This is a genomic window from Janthinobacterium sp. PAMC25594 (assembly GCF_019443505.1).
Classification (GTDB): domain Bacteria; phylum Pseudomonadota; class Gammaproteobacteria; order Burkholderiales; family Burkholderiaceae_D; genus Janthinobacterium.
Window position 1 is genome coordinate 4979062 of record NZ_CP080377.1, and the last position, 16892, is coordinate 4995953.

Sequence of the window (16892 nt, forward strand, 5' to 3'; positions counted from 1 at the left end):
CAGATGAAAAAACAACAGGGAAGTGAGCTGTTCAGTGCCATCGTGGCCGCGCCGTTCGGCGCCATGGGCGTGCGCGCGCAGGACGGCCAGTTGCGCGAACTGGTCTACCTGCCGCCGCACTTCGCCGAAAAGGCGGCGCAGGATGCCGTCTCCGAGCTAGCGTGCCAGCAATTGGCGCGCTATTTCCGCGACCCTGATCATGTCTTTGATTTGCCGCTGGCCGAACTGGGCAGCGCCTACCAGCAACGCGTATGGGCGGCGATCGCGGGCATCCCGCGCGGCCAGGTGCGCACGTATGGCGATGTGGCGCGGTTCATCGGCTCGGCGCCGCGCGCCGTGGGCCAGGCCTGCGGCGCCAACTGGTATCCCGTGCTCATACCGTGTCACCGCGTCACGGCTGCCGGCGGCCTGGGCGGCTTTGCCCACCACGACGATGCCAGCGGTTTTCACCTGGGCGTCAAGCGCTGGCTGCTGGCGCATGAAGGCGTGGAAGCGTACCGATGATGAACAGCCTGCTAACGCCCGACAACACGACCCTGATCGATGAATTCTGCGACAGCCTGTGGCTGGAAGACGGCCTGTCGAAAAACTCGCTGGACGCCTACCGGCGCGACATGCGCCTGTTCGCCCGCTGGCTGGAAGTGGCGCGACCCGGACGCGAGGGCCTGTACGAGGTATCCACGGCCGACATCGAGGCGTATTTCGCCGCCCGCCACGACGAGAGCAAGGCGACGTCGTCGAACCGCCGGCTGTCCGTGCTCAAGCGTTTTTACCAACTGGCCTTGCGGCACAAGCATATCGCGGCTGACCCGTGCCTGAAGATGGTCTCGGCCAGGCAGCCCGCGCGCTTCGTGCATACCCTGAGCGAAGCGCAGGTGGAAGCGCTGCTGGCGGCGCCCGACGTGAGCACGCCGCTGGGCCTGCGCGAGCGCACCATGCTGGAACTCATGTATGCGAGCGGCTTGCGCGTGTCGGAACTGGTGGACTTGAAATCCGTGGAGCTGAGCCTGAACGATGGCGTGCTGCGCATCACGGGCAAGGGCAGCAAGACGCGGCTGGTGCCGTTCGGTGAGCAGGCGCGGCTGTGGATCGAGCGCTACCTGAAGGAAGCACGCGGCGTCATCCTCGATGGCCAGATGGACGACGCGCTGTTCGTCACGCGGCGCGGGGGCGCCATGACGCGGCAAATGTTCTGGGTCATCATCAAGAAACATGCGCTGAACGCGGGCCTCACGGCGCCGCTGTCGCCGCACACGCTACGCCATGCGTTCGCCACGCATTTGCTGAACCATGGCGCGGACTTGCGTGTTGTGCAATTGTTACTGGGACACTCCGATATTTCCACCACGCAGATTTACACGCATGTGGCCCGCGAACGGCTGAAACTGCTGCATGCGCAGCATCATCCGCGAGGCTAAACATTTGGTGTTTGGTCCAATTACGTCATAATGTGCCTTATGTGCTTATCTGTAACATCTAAAAACTAAAGAGGTAGTAAATGGCCAAGACAAATTTCCAATACGAAAAACGGCAAAAAGAGCTGGAAAAGAAGAAGAAAGCCGAGGAAAAAGCCAGGCGCAAGCTGGAAGCGAAAAACAATCCCAAGGCTGCCGATGGCACTGAAGGCGAAGAAGCAGATGCAGACGATGCCGATGACGCCGCAGATGCGGCGGCCGAAGGCGACGCGCCCGCCCAGCCGCAGTAATTGCCCGTTCCTGATGACCGGTGCGGCACCGCCGCGCCGGCATCTCTTCGTTCTACCTTTCCCCCTCCTGCTATAAGCGCGCCTGCAACCTGCCTTGGCAGGTATCGTCGCCACTGCCCGCAGCTCTGGCGTGACGCCGTTTCCGGTCTGCAACACATCGTCGCGCTTGCGCTGGCGCCAGCTGGAAGGCAGGATGAGGCGCATGGACAACAGTTATCCAATTTGTAATCAGGCGGACATGTGGTAATGTTACCATCCGTGTACTATATTTCAATAAGATGCACGGCTAATGAATACTCGCACCCAGCTTAATCCCCGTCATGTGATCGGACTCGATGCGCTGCGCTTCATTGCCGCCATGCTGGTGGTGGCCTACCACTACGGTTTCTGGTTCTGGGTCGATCCGTCGCCCGTTTCCTCGCCCGGCCTGCAGAATCTGATTTCCTTCCCTGAACTGTTTTCTTCTACCCATTTCGGCTGGGTCGGCGTGCAAATATTTTTTGTCATTTCCGGCTTTGTGATCGCGTTTTCCGGCGAACGGGCAGGCGCGTATGCGTTTCTGGTCAGTCGTGTGGTGCGCCTCGGGCCCGGCGTATGGATATGCGCTAGCGCGACCCTTGTGGCCGTGCTGATCGGCGGCGAATGGAGTGTCTACCACACGCTGCGGGCTTATTTGCATAGCGTATTGTTTATCCCGGTCGCGCCCTGGATCGATTACGCCTATTGGACATTGGGCATCGAAATCGTCTTTTACTCGCTCGTTTTCCTGCTGGTCTTGCGCGGGAAATTTGTCTGGATCAATCGCCTCGCCATTGTTGTCGGCCTGGTCAGCGCCCTGTTCTGGCTGATGGCATGGATGGCGAGCATTGGGGACGCAGGGCCGTTCGCCCAGCTGATGCAGCAATTGCGCCGCTCCAGAATCCTGGCGTTGTTGCTGGTACATCACGGTATCTTCTTTGCTCTCGGCATTTTTCTGTGGCTGGCGCTGGTCAAGCACCGCAGCCGCGAAAACCAGCTGTGGTGCGTATTCTTTTGCGCCGCCGGCTGCCTGCAGATTGCCCTCACTGCGGCGGCGACGAACCAGACGACGGGCAGTGCCTTTTCAGCCTGGACGCCAGTGCTGTTCTGGCTGGGGGCGTTGGTCTGGGTGGTGCTTTCCGTGCGCAAGAATCATCGCGTGCATGCGCTGCCGCAGTGGTTTTTGCGTTGGTTGAAAACGGCCGGCATGATGACATTTCCCTTGTACTTGCTGCACCAGGTGGCGGGCGCGCAACTGATGAGCAGCCTGGTGCAAGCCGGTGCCGGGCGCTGGGTCGCGCTGGGCGGCGCGCTGCTCTTTTCCCTGTGTGGCGCATGGCTGGTGGCCGTGCATGCCGAGCCGGCCCTGCAGCGTCTGACGAAGCAGGTGCTGCTGCGCGTCGGGACGCGTTTCAGCTTTGGCTAGTACGGCGATTTGAAGGACGTCATCACACCCCCCGCTCGGCGACAAATTCCGCATTATTCACCAACGCCCAGCGCACGGCCGAGACGTTGCCTTCCAGGCTTCGAGGCTGTCACGCCTACCTTCCGCTACAGGGTGGGCCGCTGGCCGATGGCCAGTTGCAGCTGTGTGCTGGCGATGGCCACATCGGCGCGCGCCTGCAGATAGCCCTGGTAGGCGTCGTCGGCCGAGTGCTGCGCGGCCAGCCATTCCAGCAGCGAGGCATTACCGCTGAAGTAGGACAGGCGGATGCCGTCAACGACCTTTTGCGCATCGAGCAGCACGCCGTCGCGGTAACGCGCCAGCCGCTCCTGCGCCGTGCGCAGATGCAGCTGCGCCGCGCGCACGTCCGTTTCCGCTTTCAACTCGGCCTGGCGCAAGGCCAGCATCGCTTGCGTGACGCCGGCCTCGGCCTGCACCACGTCGCCCTTGTCGCGCCGCGACAGCGGGATGGGGATGGCCAGCGAGATGGACAGCGCGCGCGAACGGGGCGAGCCGTCCACCGGTTCGCCATGGGCATCGATGCCGTCGTGGTAGCCGCGCACGGCGGAGAGGCCCAGCGTCACGGTGGGATCAACGGAGCGGTTGGCGCGCACCAGCGCGGCGCCATCGCGCAGATTGTCGAGCGTGGCGCGGGCGATGCGCACATCGCTGCGCTCGCGCAGCGCCTGCGGCACGAGGGTGGCGGTTTCGCCGCCCGCAAAGGCGGTGAAGTCGCATGCCAGCTGCGCGTCGGGAAACAGCGCATCGAGCTGGCGCCCCAGCGGCGGCGACAGTTCCAGCATGGCGCCCTGCGCCTCGCTGCGTGCCTGCGCCAGTTCGGCCTGGAACTGGTCGCGTTCCACGCGCGACTGCAGCAGCTCGATGCCGCCCACGTCGCCCGCCTTGCGCCGCACCACGTTCGCCTCGACCACTTTCGACAGGGCCGCCAAGGTGTGCTCCTTGCGCACGAGTACCTCGCGCGTGCGGCACGCTTCCGTGTAGGCTGCCGCCGCAGTGGCGTACAGTTCGTTCCTGAAGCCGGCCACCGTTTCCTCGGCCACGGTGACATTGCTGCGCGCCGCTTTCAGGCGCGCGGCGCGCTTGCCGCCCGTCTCGATGGCCATGCTGATGGCTGGCGTCCAGGTGATGGGACGGCGTTCGATCGAACGCGGCGTTTCGCGCGCGGCGCCCAGCGTCAATTCCGGATCGGGGCGCAGGCCGGCGATGCCGATGCCGGCCCTGGCCGAGCCGATGCTCTCGTTCTGCGCTTTCAGCTCCAGGCTGTGCGTTTCCACGGCGCTCAGGTAGGTGTCGAAGCTCAGGGGCGCGGCTATGGCGCATGGCGTCATCAGCCAGGCCGCCAGCAGTACATTAAAACGTGTCATGGTTTACTCCTTCGGTGTCGATCCGGCGTTGTTGTACGTGCGCCTCGATCAGGTAATACAGGGCCGGCAACAGCAGCAGGGTCAGCGCCGTCGCCGTCACCAGGCCGCCCACCACCACGGTGGCCAGCGGGCGCTGCACGTCGCTGCCCAGGCCGGTGGCCAGCATGGCCGGCGTCAGGCCCAGCGCGGCCACGGTGGCCGTCATCAGCACGGGGCGCATGCGGTCGCGCGCGCCTTCGAGCACGGCATCGCGCAGGCTCTTGCCTTCGTCGGCGCGCAAACGGTTGATCTGCGCCAGCATCAGCACGGCGTTCAGCACGGCCACGCCGAACAGGGCGATGAAGCCGACGGCGCTTGAGACATTCAAGGTCATGCCGCGCAGGTGCAGCGCGGCCAGGCCGCCCAGCATGGCCAGCGGCACGGCCAGCAAGACCAGGGCCGGCTGGCGCAGGTTGCGGAACTGGCCGAACAGCAGCAGGAACATGGCGCCCAGGGTCATCGGCAAGATGATGGCCAGGCGGCTTTCCGCGCGCTGCAGGTTTTCAAACTGGCCGCCCCATTCGACGCCGATGCGCTGGTGCTCGTCGGCGACGGTCTTGGCCACCAGCGGGCGCGCTTCGGCCAGGAAGCCGGCCAGGTCACGTCCACGGGCGTTCAGGCGTACGATGATGTGGCGCCGTCCCATTTCGCGCACGATCACGCTTTCGCCCGAGGTGGTGCTGATCTGCGCCACCTGCGCCAGCGGCACCTTGGCGCCGTTGGCGGCCGTCAGCATCAGTTTGGCGATGGCGTCCGGGCTGGAACGCACCTCGGTGGGGAAGCGCACGGCGATGTCGTAGCTCTTCTCGCCCACGTACACCTGGCCGATGGGCGCGCCGCCGATGCCGGTCGAGATCAGGTCGGCCACGTCGGCCGCGTTGATGCCGTAGCGGGCCGCCTTTGCCCTGTCCAGTTCCACCTTCAGGTTGGGCAGCGGCGGCTCCACGTCCACCGCCACGTCGGAGGCGCCACGGACTGTTTTCAGCGCTTGCGCCACCCTGCCGGCGATGCCGCGCACTTCGTCGAGGTCGTCGCCGAAGATCTTCACCGTCAGGTCGCTGTGCGCGCCCGACAATTTATCCTGCACGCCGTCGATCATCGGCTGCATGAAGGCCACCGTGTAGCCGGGCATGCGCGCGAAGCGCTCGCTCATCTTGGCGATCAGCTGCTGCTTGTTCATGCCCGACTTCCAGCTTTTATAGGGATGCAGGCCCACGCTGGCCTCGATGTGCGACGGCGTCCAGTAGTCGGTGCCGTCGTCGTTGCGCCCCGTCTGCGTGACGATGGTCGACACTTCCGGGAACTCCAGCGCGGCGCGGCGCAGTTCACTGGCCATCTCGGACGCCTTGTCCAGGGTGATCCCGGGCGGCATCTGCACTTGCAGCCACAGCGAGCCCTCATCGAGATAGGGCAGGAAGTCGCGCCCGATGCTGCCGCCCAGCAGGGCCAACCCTGCCAGCGAGGCGGCGCAGACGGCGGCCACCCAGCGCCTCTTGCCCACCATGCGATCGAGGAAGCGGCCATATGCTGCCGTCAGTTGTTCCAGCACGCGGTTATGGAAGGTGCGGCGCGGCTTGCGCAATGCCAGCCAGGCCAGGCCAGGGATCAGCACCAGCGCCACCACCAGCGCGCCCACGAGTGCCGCGCCGACCGCATACGCCATCGGCGAGAACAGCTTGTATTCGATGCGCTGGAAGGCGAACAGGGGCAGGTAGGCGGCGATGATGACGGCCATGCCGAACATGATGGGGCGCGCCACCTGCAGGGTCGCCTCGATCGCGTCATCGATGGTGAGCGGCCGCTCCTGCTCGCGTTCGCGACGGCGCAGCATGTTTTCCAGCACCACTACGGAGCCGTCGACGAGGATGCCGAAGTCGATCGCGCCCAGCGACAGCAAATTGGCGGGAATTTTAAAATGGTGCATGAAGATGAAGGCGATCAGCAGGGCCAGCGGAATCGTCAGCGCCACGATGGCGGCCGCGCGCGGGCTGCCCAGGAACAGCAGCAGCACTAGGGCCACCAGCAGCATGCCTTCGCCCAAGGTAAATCCCACCGTGTGCAGGGTGGCGTCGATCAGCGAGCTGCGATCCAGGTAGGCGACCACCTTGACGTCCTTCGGCAGCACGTTGGCATTCAGGTCATCGACGGCCGCATGGATGCCCGCCAGCGCCTCGGACGGATTGAAATCCTTCAGCAGCAGGGTGATGCCCTCGATGGTGTCGGGATTGTTGTCCTTGCCCAGGATACCGCGCCGCTCCACGTTGCCGTAGGCGAGCTTGCCCAGGTCCTTCACCAGCACGGGTACGCCATTCTTGCTGCTGACGACCACGTTGCCCATGTCGTCGAGCGAGTGCAGCAAGCCCACGCCGCGCACCACGTACGATTGCTGGCCGCGGTCGATCACGCTGCCGCCGCCACTGATGTTGTTGGCGTTGATGGCGTCCTTCACCTGCGCCAGCGAGAGGCCGTAGCTGTCCAGTTTTGCGGGATCGAGTTCCAGCATGAATTGCGTCGTCAGGCCGCCGAAATTGCTGACGTCGGCCACGCCGCGTACCTTTTGCAGGCGCGGGATGACCGTCCAGAACTGCAGCTCCGACAGTTCGCGCAGGGAGCGTGTTTTTGATTCCAGCGTGTAGCGGTAGATCTCGCCCGTGGGCGAAGTGTAGGGGTCGAGCCCCGGCTTGGCCTCGTACGGCAGGTTCACGCTGGCCAGGCGTTCCTGCAGCCGCTCGCGCGTGAAGTAGCCGTCGCTGCCATCCTCGAATACGACCGTGATCAGCGACAGCGCGAACAGGCTGCGCGTGCGCAGCACATGCATGCCGGGCGTGCCCAGCAAGGCGCGCTCCAGCGGTATCGTGATCTGCTGTTCGATTTCCTCGGCGCCCAGGCCCGGCACCTGTGTGACGATTTGCGAGGTGACGTCGGCGATGTCGGGATAGGCTTCGATGGGCAGCTGCTTCCAGCAATAGACGCCGTACAGGGTCACGCACAACAGTACCAGCCAGACGATGCCGCGCCGCTGGCAGCAGGTGGCGATGAAACGATCAACCATTGAGCAGCACTCCTTCCTTGACGACGATACGTTCGCCCGCCTTCAGGCCGGAGACGATTTCCACCTGGTCGCCCCGGCTGGCGCCCACCTGCACCACGCGCGGTTCGAAACGCAGCGGGCCGCGTTCGACCATCACGCGCGTCACCAGACCGCTTTGCAGCAGCGCCGCCGCAGGCACCATCAGGCCGCGCCGGGTGGCGCCGGCGAAACCGGCGTGGGCGAACATGCCCGGCTTGAAAATGCCGGTGCGGTTGTCGATGGCCACGCGTACCTTGACGGTGCGCGTCTCGCTATCGAGCACGGCGCCCACATAGGCGACCTTGCCCTCAAAATCCTTGCCGGGCCAGGCGTCGAGCGTGATGCGGGCCGCCTGGCCGACGGCCACCTGCGCCAGGTCCCTTTCGGCCACGTTGGCCGACAGCCACACGGTGGAGAGATCCGCCACCGTCATGATGGGCGCGTTGATATCGTTCCAGTAGCCGCCTTGGGCGCCGCTCATCTCGATCACGGTGCCGGCGATCGGCGAGCGCAGGACGTAGTCGCGGCGCGAGCCGCCGGCGCTGGCGCCGTACTGTGCCAGCTTGTCGGCGCTGGCATGCGCATCGCTATTGGCCTGGTCGAAGGCCGCCTGGGCAGCCTCGTAATCCTTGTGCGCGGCGATCTCCGCCTCGAACAGGGTTTTTTGGCGCTGCAGTTCCTGGCGCGCTTGCAGCAGGGCGGACCTGGCCTTGCTATCGTCCGCGTGCGCGGCGCTCAGCTCCGCCGAATCGAGGGTGAACAGGGCATCGCCGGCCTTGACGCTGTCGCCCAGGGCGCGCTGCAGGCGCGTAATGCGCCCCGACAGGGGCGGCGTGATTTTCACCAGCTTTTCCGGCATCGCTTCGATGCTGCCCGGCGCATCGGTCTGCGTGGCGATATCCTGTTCTTCCGCCGGCGCGATCTGCAGGCGCTGGCGCAGTGGCGACGTTTTCGGCACCGTGATGGTGCCGTCGTCCAGATGCATCGATTGGACGGGCGGCGTGGCCGCCGCCGTCGGTTTGGCGCAGCCGGCCAGGGCCGAGCAGGCGAGAGCGAGGGCGCAGCTGGCGCCCAGGGCGTTGCGGGTGGTCGTGTTCATCCCGTGTTTCCTTGTTATTGATGGTGATGGGGCATGCGTGGATGCCGTGCCCAGGCGGGCGGTCAGAGGGGAGCGCGGGCAGCGATATGACAGCGCCGGAAAAGCATAGCAATGTCGTCCTGAAGAAGCTCCCAAGAACGCCTGAATCATTCTTCAGGTTCCGTGCGCGCAGGCCACGGCGCGGTAAAATGCAAGGATGGAAAATGCGGGAAAACGCAGCACAATGGGAAAGGCAGGCATGAGAATCCTCCTGGTGGAAGATGACCGCAAGGCGGCGCGGCTGCTGGCGCGGGGCTTGCAGGAAGAGGGCTTCGTCGTCGACGTGGCGCACAGCGCCGAAGAGGGCGAGGACGAAAGCTATGCCGTCGCTTACGACTTGATCGTGCTCGACTGGATGTTGCCGGGCAAACAGGGCATCGACTTTTGCCGCGATTTGCGCGCGCGCGCCATCCAGACGCCCGTGCTGATGCTGACCGCGCGCGACGCCACGGCCGACCGCGTGGCGGGCCTGAACATGGGCGCCGACGATTACCTCACCAAACCGTTTGAATTCGAGGAGCTGCTGGCGCGCATCCGCGCGCTGCTGCGCCGCTCCGACATCAGCCGCCCGCTGGTGCTGGCGCTGGCCGACCTGACGCTCGATCCCGTCAGCCACCAAGCGACGCGGGCCGGCGCGCCGCTGGTGCTCACGCCCAAGGAATACGCGATTCTGTTGATCCTGCTGCGCCAGGCGGGCGAGGTGGTCAGCCGCGCGCGCCTGGCCGAGCAGATCTGGCAGGCGGACCTGATCGGCATCGACAACCTGATCGACGTCCACGTGCGCAATTTGCGCGGCAAGGTCGATGCGCCGGGCCTGCCGCCGTTGATCCACACGGTGCGTGGACGCGGTTTCCGCCTGGCGGAAAACAACGGTGGCTAGCTTCCGCAAGCGCCTGCTGCGGGTGCACCTGGCCGTCATCCTTGCCATCGTCGCCTGTACCGCGCTGGCCGGCTATTGGGGCTTGTCGCGCGCCGTGCATGGCCAGCTCGATGCGGCCCTGCTGGCGCTGGCCGAGACGGAAATGGCCATGCTGCCGGCCGCCCCGCGCCAGCCCGTGCAGGTGCACGAGGTGGCGTCGGGCCTGGCGCCGCCGTCGTTGATGCGGCTGGACCGCCTGGTGCAGATCATCGATGGCGAAGGCCGCGTGCTGGCGCGCAGCCGTAACCTGGAGGCGGCGCAGTTGCCGGTGTCACCCATCCTGCTGGCGCGCCTGGCGGCCGGCGAGACCGTCTTCGAAACCCTGCCCAAGTTCGGCGAGGAGCCGCTGCGCATGGTTTCCATCCCCGTACCCGCGTCCGGCTTGCGCCTGGCGGTGCAGGTGGCCGGTTCGCTCGATGACGTCAATCACGTGCTGGCTGCGGCCACCGTGCTGTTTGGCGCCATGGCGCTGGCCTTGCTGGGCGCCGTCGGGCTGGCCGGCGAAATGCTCACGCGTCGCGTGCTGGGCGCCATCGACGACGTGGTGCGGCAAGCCCATTGCATCGGCGAGGCCAGCCTGGGCTGGCGCCTGCCGCATCCCGGCACGCCCGATGAAATCGGCCGCCTGGTCGATACCCTGAACGCCATGCTGGAGCGCCTGGAACACGGCTATGACGCGCAGCGCCGCTTCACGGCCGACGCCTCGCATGAATTGCGCTCGCCCCTGTCGCGCCTGCGCACGGAAATCGAAATCACCCTGCGCCGCCCGCGCGACACGCCCGAGTATGTCGATGCGCTGGCGTCCTGCCTCGATGAAGTGCAGCGGTTGACGACCCTGGTGGAAGAATTGCTGATGCTCACGCGCCTGGACGTGGGCCAGGAGCGCAATGCCGTGGAAACCATCGCGCTCAATCCGCTCGCGCGGGCGGCCGCGCAGCGGCTGGAAAAGGCGGCGGCGCAGCGCGGCATCCGCATCGTCTTTGATGACAGTATGGCCGTGCAGGCCCGGGTGGCGGCAGGCCCCGTCGACCTGGTGCTGGCCAATCTGCTCGATAACGCCGTGAAGTTTTCGCCGCCCGACAGCGTCATCACCGTGTACGTGGCGCGCGATGGCGAACATGCGATCGTCGGCGTGGCCGATGCGGGACCGGGCATCGGCGTGGAAGACTTGCCGCATCTGTTCGAGCGTTTTTACCGGGGCGCCCAGGCGCGCGCGGGCGAGGCGCCGGGCTTCGGCCTGGGCCTGGCCCTGTCGCAAGCCATCGTGCACGCGTATGGCGGCAGTATCGAGGCGCGGAACCGCCCGCAAGGCGGCGCGCTGTTCCTCATGCGCCTGCCCGCTTCAAGCTGAAGGCGCGACGCCTTCCCAGCGCACCTGCCGCACTTGCGGCCAGGCGCCCGCGCGGTTGACGAAGCGCACCAGCACGGCGCGCTGCACGGCCAGGCACAGCACCGTGGCGATCAGCTGCACCACCTGCCTGGCCTCGTCCCAGCTGCGCAGCATCTGCGACGGCGCCAGGCCCGCGCCTTTCAATTCGGCCAGCAGCAGGCGCACCACGTGGTCGGCCTGCGCCGCCGGACAAGTGACGGTCAGGCGGTAGGTGGCGACGGCCGGCCCCCGTTGTACGAACCACAGCATCCATTTTTTCATCATCAGACTCCCCGTTCGGCGACAAATTCCGCGTTGTTCACCAGCGCCCAGCGCACGGCCGAGACGCTGCCTTCCAGGCTGACCTGGCTGACGATCTGCTCCAGCAATCCCAGGCTGGACAAGGGCGTGAGCAGGTCGGCGCGCACTTCGATGCGCCCGGCCTGCGCCGCGTCTTCGCTGTGCAGGGATTGCAGCATCAGCGCCGGCATGCCGCTGATCAGGCGCAGCATCAGCTTGCGCACCTGCACTTCCTGCTCCGCCTCGCACACAGCCGTCACGCGGTAGATGCTTTCCGTCTCGATGCCCGCCTCGCTGCCGTGGGCGTTGATGCGTTGCGCCAGGTGGCGCAGCACCAGGTTGGCGACCAGCACGAAGCCCGTGCCGATGGCCGCTTCCAGCGCGAAACCGAGTCCGCACAGCACGCCGATGGCGGCCGAGCACCACAGGGTGGCGGCCGTGTTCAGGCCGCGCACGGTCATGCCCTCGCGCATGATGACGCCGGCACCGAGAAAGCCGATGCCCGACACCACCTGCGCGGCGATGCGCAGGTGGCCATCGGGATCGCCTTCGAGTACGGAAACCATCACGAACAGCGAGGCGCCGACGGACACCAGCGCGTTCGTGCGCAGGCCCGCCATGCGCTGGCGCAGCTGGCGTTCGGCGCCGATCATGGCGCCCAGGGTCAATGCCGCGGCAACGCGCAGCGAAAAATCAAATACCACCATCAGTTTCTCCCGGCTGGGGAGGAACAGGCGAGTGCAAGGGCGAAGACAATTCGCCCCGAAAGGGGGCAGCAGACGATAACGGTGGAACGATGAGGAGGGAAGTGGCGGCGAATGGACATCGCCGCTGGTAAAACCGCACCTTGCCATGGGCCAGGCGGGCGGAATGCGCGCGTCTTGCCTAAGGCCGATCGCCGATGGTCAATCGACTACTGTCACTGGAACAAGCACCCACGAGTCACTCCATATCATTGATAACGGGGGACAGTCTAGCCAGTGGGGCCGCTTTAGTCAACTGAAGCTCTCTTCAGGAAGCCGCCGCGTCGTCCCCGCCAATGCGGGGACGGTGAAGGCGACCGGTGGAAACTTAATGGGCTGCGGGTGCCTGGTCAGCGTCGGCATGGGCATGCTCGCCGCCACCGAAAAAGCGCGCGGCGCGCTTGCCCAGGCTGTCGAGGTAGGTGTAGGCGACGGGCACCACCACCAGCGTCAATAGCGTCGAGGTGATGACGCCGCCGATGACGGCGCGGCCCATGGGCGCCTGCGATTCGCCGCCGTCGCCCATGCCGATGGCCATCGGCAGCATGCCGAAGACCATCGCCAGGGTCGTCATCAGGATGGGGCGCAAGCGCACTTGCCCCGCTTCCATCAGCGCTTCAAACTGCCCCAGGCCTTCGCGCTGGCGCTGGTTGGTGAAGTCCACCAGCAAAATCGCATTCTTGGTGACCAGGCCCATCAGCATGATGAAGCCGATCACGGAGAAAATGTTCAGGGTGCTGCCCGTCATGAGGAGGGCCAGCAGCACGCCGATCAAGGAGAGCGGCAACGACACCATGATGGCGATCGGCTGCAAAAAGCTGCCGAACTGCGACGCCAGCACCAGGTAGATGAAGATCACGGCGATCCCCAGCGCCATCATCGCGCCGCCCATGGTTTCGGCCATCTGCTGCGCATTGCCGGCCACGTCGAAGCGCACGCCGGGCGGCAGGTCGATGGATTTCATGGCTTTCTGCACGTCGGCGTCGACGTCGCCGGCAGGGCGGCCCTGCACGCCCGCATAGATGGCGACGCGGCGCTGCAAGGCCTGGCGTTTCAGCACTTGCGGGCTGGACGAGGGCACGAATTCGACCACCTGGCGCAGCGGAATCATGATGGGCTTGCCGTTCGCGTCAAACTTGCTGGATGCCAGCGACAGGTCGGCCAGGTCGGCCACCTTTTGCCGGCCTGACTTGGGCAGCTGCACGTTGACGTCATAGTTTTGCCCGTCGGACGCCAGCCAGTGGCTGACCGTGTCGCCCGCCACGAACGGACGCAGGGCATTGCCGATCTGCTGCACCGACAGTCCCAGGTCGCTGGCCAGTTCGTTGTTGATCTTCACGGTGGTCGACGGATTGGCGCCTTCCTGGCTGTACTCCATGTCGGCCAGACCCTTGATGGTGCGCATCTTGTCCATCAGGCGGTGTGCCACCGCATCGAGCTTGCCTTCGTCCGTGCCCAGGATGGCGATGAAGATGGGGCGGTTGCCGACCGACAGGGTAATGCCGGCAATCGGCGCCAGGCGTTCGCGGATCAGTTTTTCCAGTTCCTGCTGCGAGCGGCGCTTGTGCGTCTTGATGTCCGTCAGCTTCAGGTTCACTTCGGCCGCGTTGCGTCCATCGGGCGTGCCGATATTGGCCACCAGGCTGTCGATCTCGGGAAATTCTTTCAAGGCCGTTTCGATCTGGCGCACTTTGCTGTCCGTGTATTCGAGGCTGGAGCCGACGGGCGTCTTGAAGCGCAGGTTGACCCAGCCCTGGTCCGTCTCGGGGAACATCTCGCCGCCGATCATGGGCACGAGCATCAGGCTGCCCGCGAACAGGGCGAAGGCCGTGGCCAAGGTCGTCTTGCGCCAGCGCAGGGCAATACCCAGTACCTTGCCGTACCAGACGTGCAGGCGGTCGATGCCCGTCTCGATCCAGGCCATGAAGCGGCCCAGCCACGGCGCGTACTTGAAGCGGTCCTTGACGGGGTCGCGCCAGACGGACGACAGCATGGGGTCGAGCGTGAAGCTGACGAACAGCGAGACGAGCACGGCGACGGCCACGGTGATGCCGAACTGCAGGAAGAAGCGGCCGATGATGCCGTCCATGAAGGCGACCGGCACGAACACGGCGACGATGGCGAACGTGGTGGCCATCACGGCGAGGCCGATTTCATTGGTGCCGTCGTTGGCCGCCTGGTAGTGGCTCTTGCCCATGCCCAGGTGGCGCACGATGTTTTCGCGCACCACGATGGCGTCATCGATCAACAGGCCGATGCACAAGGACAGCGCCATCAGGGTCAAAAAGTTCAGCGTAAAACCAAACGCCTTCATGGCGATGAAGCTGGCCAGCACGGAGATCGGCAGGGTCAAGCCCGTGATGATGGTCGAACGCCACGAGTGCAGGAACAGGAAGACGATCACCATGGTCAGCACGGCGCCTTCGATGATGGTGCGCTTGACGTTATCGAGCTGGCTTTGCATGCGTTCCGATTCGTCGTCGAGCACGCGCAGCTTGATATCGGGCGGCAGCGTCTTTTGCAGGTCCGCCGCCACTTTCAGGATGCCGGTGCCCACTTCGACCACGTTGGCGTCCTGCACCTTGGTGATTTCCATGGTCACGGCTTGCTGGCCGTTCATGCGCGAAATCGACAGTTCTTCCTGCTCGCCGTCGACCACGGTGGCCACCTGGTCCAGGTAGACGGGGCCGACGGCGCGGCGCGCGACGATGATCTTGCCGAATTCGCGCGCATCCTTGATCTTGCCTTCCACGCGCACCAGCTGTTCGGCCGCGCCATGGCTGATCGAGCCGGCCGGCAAATTGGTATTCGTCGCCTGGATGGCGCGGATGACTTCATCGACGCCGATGCCCTGGGCATTGAGCTCGATCGGCTTCATGCTGATGAGGATCTGGCGCGCGCGCAGGCCGCGCAGCTTGACTTGTCCCACGCCGGCCACGCCCTGGAAGCGCTTGCTGATGATCTGCTCCGTCATGGTCGACAGCGAGCGCAGGTCATGCCCGGTGGATGTGAGCACGATGGTGGCGATGGGGCGTTCGTTGTCGCCTTCGGCGCGCGCGATGAACGGGTCCTTGGCTTCCTTCGGGAAGCGCGGACGGACCAGCGCCACCTTGTCGCGCAAGTCCTGCATGGCCTTGTCCATGTTGGTCGACAGCTCGAATTCCAGGTAGACGCCGGCGCGTCCTTCCCACGAGTTGGCGCGGATGGTCTTGATGCCGCTGACGGTGTTGACGGCGTCCTCGATGGGGCGCGTGATGTCGTTTTCCACGGCTTCCGGCGAGGCGCCCGGGTAGTTCACTTCAATGGCGGCGAACGGGAACTGCACGCTGGGCATGCTCTCCACGCCCAGGCCCCGGTAGGAGAAGATACCGAGCACCACCAGCGCCACCATGACCATGGTGGCGAAGACGGGGTTTTGAATACTGACTTTGGTCATCCACATGGCTCAGTCCTTCCGTGCCAGCACGGCCGCCGGTGCAGCTGGGGCGGGTGCGGTGGCGGGCGCGGCGAAGGTCACGCTGTGGCCAGGTTTCACGCCATCGAGCCTGGCGATGATGACTTTGGCGCCCGGCACCAGGCCGGATGTGACTTCCGCATAGCCTTCATCCTCGTTGCGCAGTCCCAGTGTGACGGGCTGGGCGACCACCTTGTTGTTCACCAGCGCGTACACGACGGCGCCCTGCTTTTCATTGCGCACGGCCGTCAACGGCACCAGCGGCGCCACGATTGATCGCTCGGTGACGATGCTGCCCTTGGCGAACATGCCGCCGCGCAGCGCGCCATCGCCATTGTCGACGGCGATGTAGACCAGCATGGCGCGCGAGCCGCTCTCGGTGGTGGGGTTGATGCGCGTGACCTTGCCGGCAAAGTCGCGCGCGCCGAAGCCGTCGACCTTGAAGTGCACGTCTTGCCCCAGCTTGATGCGGGGAATCTCCGCGCTGGGCACGGGCGCTTCCAGGGTCAGCTGGGCCAGGTTGACGATGGTGTAGACGGGCATGTCGGGCGAGACTTTTTCGCCGGCCTGCAGGTGGCGCTTGCTGACGATGCCGGCCATCGGTGCGCGGATCACCGTGTCGGCCAGCGCGATGCGGGCGATATCGACCATGGCGGCGGCGGACTTGACGTTGGCGCGCGCCAGGTCGACCGAGTTTTGCGTCGTGTCGTAGGCCGTTTGCGAAATGTATTTTTGCTTGAGCAGGGCCTGGCTGTTCGCCTCGTTCTTGGCCGCCATGGACAGGCGCGCCTGCGCTTCGTCCAGCATGGCTTGCTGCTGTGTCAGGCGGGCGCGCAGGTCGGCCGCATCCAGGCGCACGAGGATTTGCCCGTTGGCCACTTGCTGGCCTTCCTGCAAGGTCGTTTCCTGGATGACGCCCGAGACCTTGGCCTTGATGGTGGCCTGGGTCACGGGCGCCAGCGAGCCGGACAGGGGCAGGCTGATGGTCAGCGCGCGCGCATCGATGGCGGCCACGTCGCCCTGCGCCAGTTCATGCACGGGGGACTTTGCCTGCTCCTTCTTCTTGCTCGCTTGCAATTCGGCAGCCTTGGCCGCCTGTTGCTTCGATTGCATGACGGTCCATCCGCCCCCGGCCAGACCCAGTACGACGAGGATCAGCACGGGGGTGCGCCAGCGCCGGCGGCGCGTGGCGGCAAGGGGAGAGGCGGGGGGCAGGGTCTCGTTTTTCATAGGTTTTTTAGTCAGGAGCGGCGCAGGGGCTCGGCGCCAGGTCTCGGTGCGGACCCGGCCTGTCGCTGGCCGGGAGGG

Annotated in this window: 13 protein-coding genes; 6 read left to right on the forward strand and 7 right to left on the reverse strand. The window is 65.5% G+C overall.

Annotated features, from left to right (window positions below; all coding sequences use genetic code 11):
• Positions 1 to 3: 3 nt before the first annotated feature.
• The 4 genes from KY494_RS22365 to KY494_RS22380 all read left to right on the forward strand — a co-directional run bounded on the left by KY494_RS22365 (position 4) and on the right by KY494_RS22380 (position 3149).
• Positions 4 to 504, forward strand: coding sequence for a methylated-DNA--[protein]-cysteine S-methyltransferase (locus tag KY494_RS22365; protein ID WP_219888277.1), 501 nt, complete (start codon positions 4 to 6; stop codon positions 502 to 504).
• Positions 501 to 1418 carry a site-specific tyrosine recombinase XerD gene (xerD, locus tag KY494_RS22370; protein WP_375143388.1) on the forward strand — a complete coding sequence of 306 codons (918 nt, stop codon included), beginning with the start codon at positions 501 to 503 and terminating at the stop codon, positions 1416 to 1418. The genes KY494_RS22365 and xerD overlap by 4 nt, the downstream gene beginning before the upstream one ends.
• Before the next feature lie 80 nt (positions 1419 to 1498).
• Complete coding sequence (locus tag KY494_RS29870; protein ID WP_071075595.1) at positions 1499 to 1705, forward strand: hypothetical protein; 207 nt, start codon at positions 1499 to 1501, stop codon at positions 1703 to 1705.
• A 358-nt stretch (positions 1706 to 2063) separates the two neighbouring features.
• Positions 2064 to 3149, forward strand: a complete 1086-nt coding sequence (locus tag KY494_RS22380; RefSeq protein ID WP_219888280.1) for an acyltransferase — start codon at positions 2064 to 2066, stop codon at positions 3147 to 3149.
• A gap of 125 nt (positions 3150 to 3274) precedes the next feature.
• On the opposite strand, the gene KY494_RS22385 is transcribed toward KY494_RS22380, so the two are convergent.
• From KY494_RS22385 to KY494_RS22395, 3 genes are read right to left on the reverse strand one after another with little or no spacing between them, the layout of a single operon-like run.
• On the reverse strand, positions 3275 to 4552 hold the full coding sequence (locus KY494_RS22385; protein WP_219888281.1) for a TolC family protein: 1278 nt from the start codon (positions 4550 to 4552) through the stop codon (positions 3275 to 3277).
• Positions 4539 to 7643: an efflux RND transporter permease subunit gene (locus KY494_RS22390; protein WP_219888282.1), complete on the reverse strand. Its 3105-nt coding sequence runs from the start codon at positions 7641 to 7643 to the stop codon at positions 4539 to 4541. The genes KY494_RS22385 and KY494_RS22390 overlap by 14 nt, the downstream gene beginning before the upstream one ends.
• A complete protein-coding gene (locus KY494_RS22395) occupies positions 7636 to 8760 on the reverse strand; it encodes an efflux RND transporter periplasmic adaptor subunit (protein ID WP_219132829.1) in 1125 nt (374 codons plus the stop codon). The genes KY494_RS22390 and KY494_RS22395 overlap by 8 nt, the downstream gene beginning before the upstream one ends.
• Before the next feature lie 238 nt (positions 8761 to 8998).
• On the opposite strand from KY494_RS22395, the gene KY494_RS22400 reads away from it, so the two are divergent.
• Both KY494_RS22400 and KY494_RS22405 read left to right on the forward strand, forming a co-directional pair.
• Positions 8999 to 9679 carry a response regulator transcription factor gene (locus KY494_RS22400; protein WP_219888283.1) on the forward strand — a complete coding sequence of 227 codons (681 nt, stop codon included), beginning with the start codon at positions 8999 to 9001 and terminating at the stop codon, positions 9677 to 9679.
• Positions 9672 to 11069 (forward strand): cell wall metabolism sensor histidine kinase WalK, encoded by a 1398-nt coding sequence (locus tag KY494_RS22405; RefSeq protein WP_219888284.1) that lies wholly within the window; start codon positions 9672 to 9674, stop codon positions 11067 to 11069. The genes KY494_RS22400 and KY494_RS22405 overlap by 8 nt, the downstream gene beginning before the upstream one ends.
• Here the strand turns inward: KY494_RS22405 and KY494_RS22410 are convergent.
• The 4 genes from KY494_RS22410 to KY494_RS22425 all read right to left on the reverse strand — a co-directional run bounded on the left by KY494_RS22410 (position 11061) and on the right by KY494_RS22425 (position 16814).
• Positions 11061 to 11372, reverse strand: coding sequence for a hypothetical protein (locus KY494_RS22410; protein ID WP_219132832.1), 312 nt, complete (start codon positions 11370 to 11372; stop codon positions 11061 to 11063). The two genes, KY494_RS22405 and KY494_RS22410, sit on opposite strands and share 9 nt — an antisense overlap.
• Positions 11372 to 12094, reverse strand: coding sequence for an MgtC/SapB family protein (locus tag KY494_RS22415; protein WP_375143389.1), 723 nt, complete (start codon positions 12092 to 12094; stop codon positions 11372 to 11374). The genes KY494_RS22410 and KY494_RS22415 overlap by 1 nt, the downstream gene beginning before the upstream one ends.
• A gap of 364 nt (positions 12095 to 12458) precedes the next feature.
• Positions 12459 to 15572 carry an efflux RND transporter permease subunit gene (locus tag KY494_RS22420; protein ID WP_219888285.1) on the reverse strand — a complete coding sequence of 1038 codons (3114 nt, stop codon included), beginning with the start codon at positions 15570 to 15572 and terminating at the stop codon, positions 12459 to 12461.
• Between the two features lie 3 nt (positions 15573 to 15575).
• Positions 15576 to 16814 (reverse strand): efflux RND transporter periplasmic adaptor subunit, encoded by a 1239-nt coding sequence (locus KY494_RS22425; RefSeq protein ID WP_219888286.1) that lies wholly within the window; start codon positions 16812 to 16814, stop codon positions 15576 to 15578.
• Between the last annotated feature and the right edge of the window lie 78 nt (positions 16815 to 16892).

Excerpts from the sequence above, each read along its gene's own strand:
- KY494_RS22365 (WP_219888277.1), top strand. The coding sequence starts at position 4 with ATGAAAAAACAACAGGGAAGTGAGCTGTTCAGTGCCATCGTGGCCGCG.
- xerD (WP_375143388.1), top strand. The coding sequence starts at position 501 with ATGATGAACAGCCTGCTAACGCCCGACAACACGACCCTGATCGATGAA.
- KY494_RS29870 (WP_071075595.1), top strand. The coding sequence starts at position 1,499 with ATGGCCAAGACAAATTTCCAATACGAAAAACGGCAAAAAGAGCTGGAA.
- KY494_RS22380 (WP_219888280.1), top strand. The coding sequence starts at position 2,064 with ATGCTGGTGGTGGCCTACCACTACGGTTTCTGGTTCTGGGTCGATCCG.
- KY494_RS22385 (WP_219888281.1), bottom strand. The coding sequence starts at position 4,552 with ATGACACGTTTTAATGTACTGCTGGCGGCCTGGCTGATGACGCCATGC.
- KY494_RS22390 (WP_219888282.1), bottom strand. The coding sequence starts at position 7,643 with ATGGTTGATCGTTTCATCGCCACCTGCTGCCAGCGGCGCGGCATCGTC.
- KY494_RS22395 (WP_219132829.1), bottom strand. The coding sequence starts at position 8,760 with ATGAACACGACCACCCGCAACGCCCTGGGCGCCAGCTGCGCCCTCGCT.
- KY494_RS22400 (WP_219888283.1), top strand. The coding sequence starts at position 8,999 with ATGAGAATCCTCCTGGTGGAAGATGACCGCAAGGCGGCGCGGCTGCTG.
- KY494_RS22410 (WP_219132832.1), bottom strand. The coding sequence starts at position 11,372 with ATGATGAAAAAATGGATGCTGTGGTTCGTACAACGGGGGCCGGCCGTC.
- KY494_RS22415 (WP_375143389.1), bottom strand. The coding sequence starts at position 12,094 with ATGGTGGTATTTGATTTTTCGCTGCGCGTTGCCGCGGCATTGACCCTG.
- KY494_RS22420 (WP_219888285.1), bottom strand. The coding sequence starts at position 15,572 with ATGTGGATGACCAAAGTCAGTATTCAAAACCCCGTCTTCGCCACCATG.
- KY494_RS22425 (WP_219888286.1), bottom strand. The coding sequence starts at position 16,814 with ATGAAAAACGAGACCCTGCCCCCCGCCTCTCCCCTTGCCGCCACGCGC.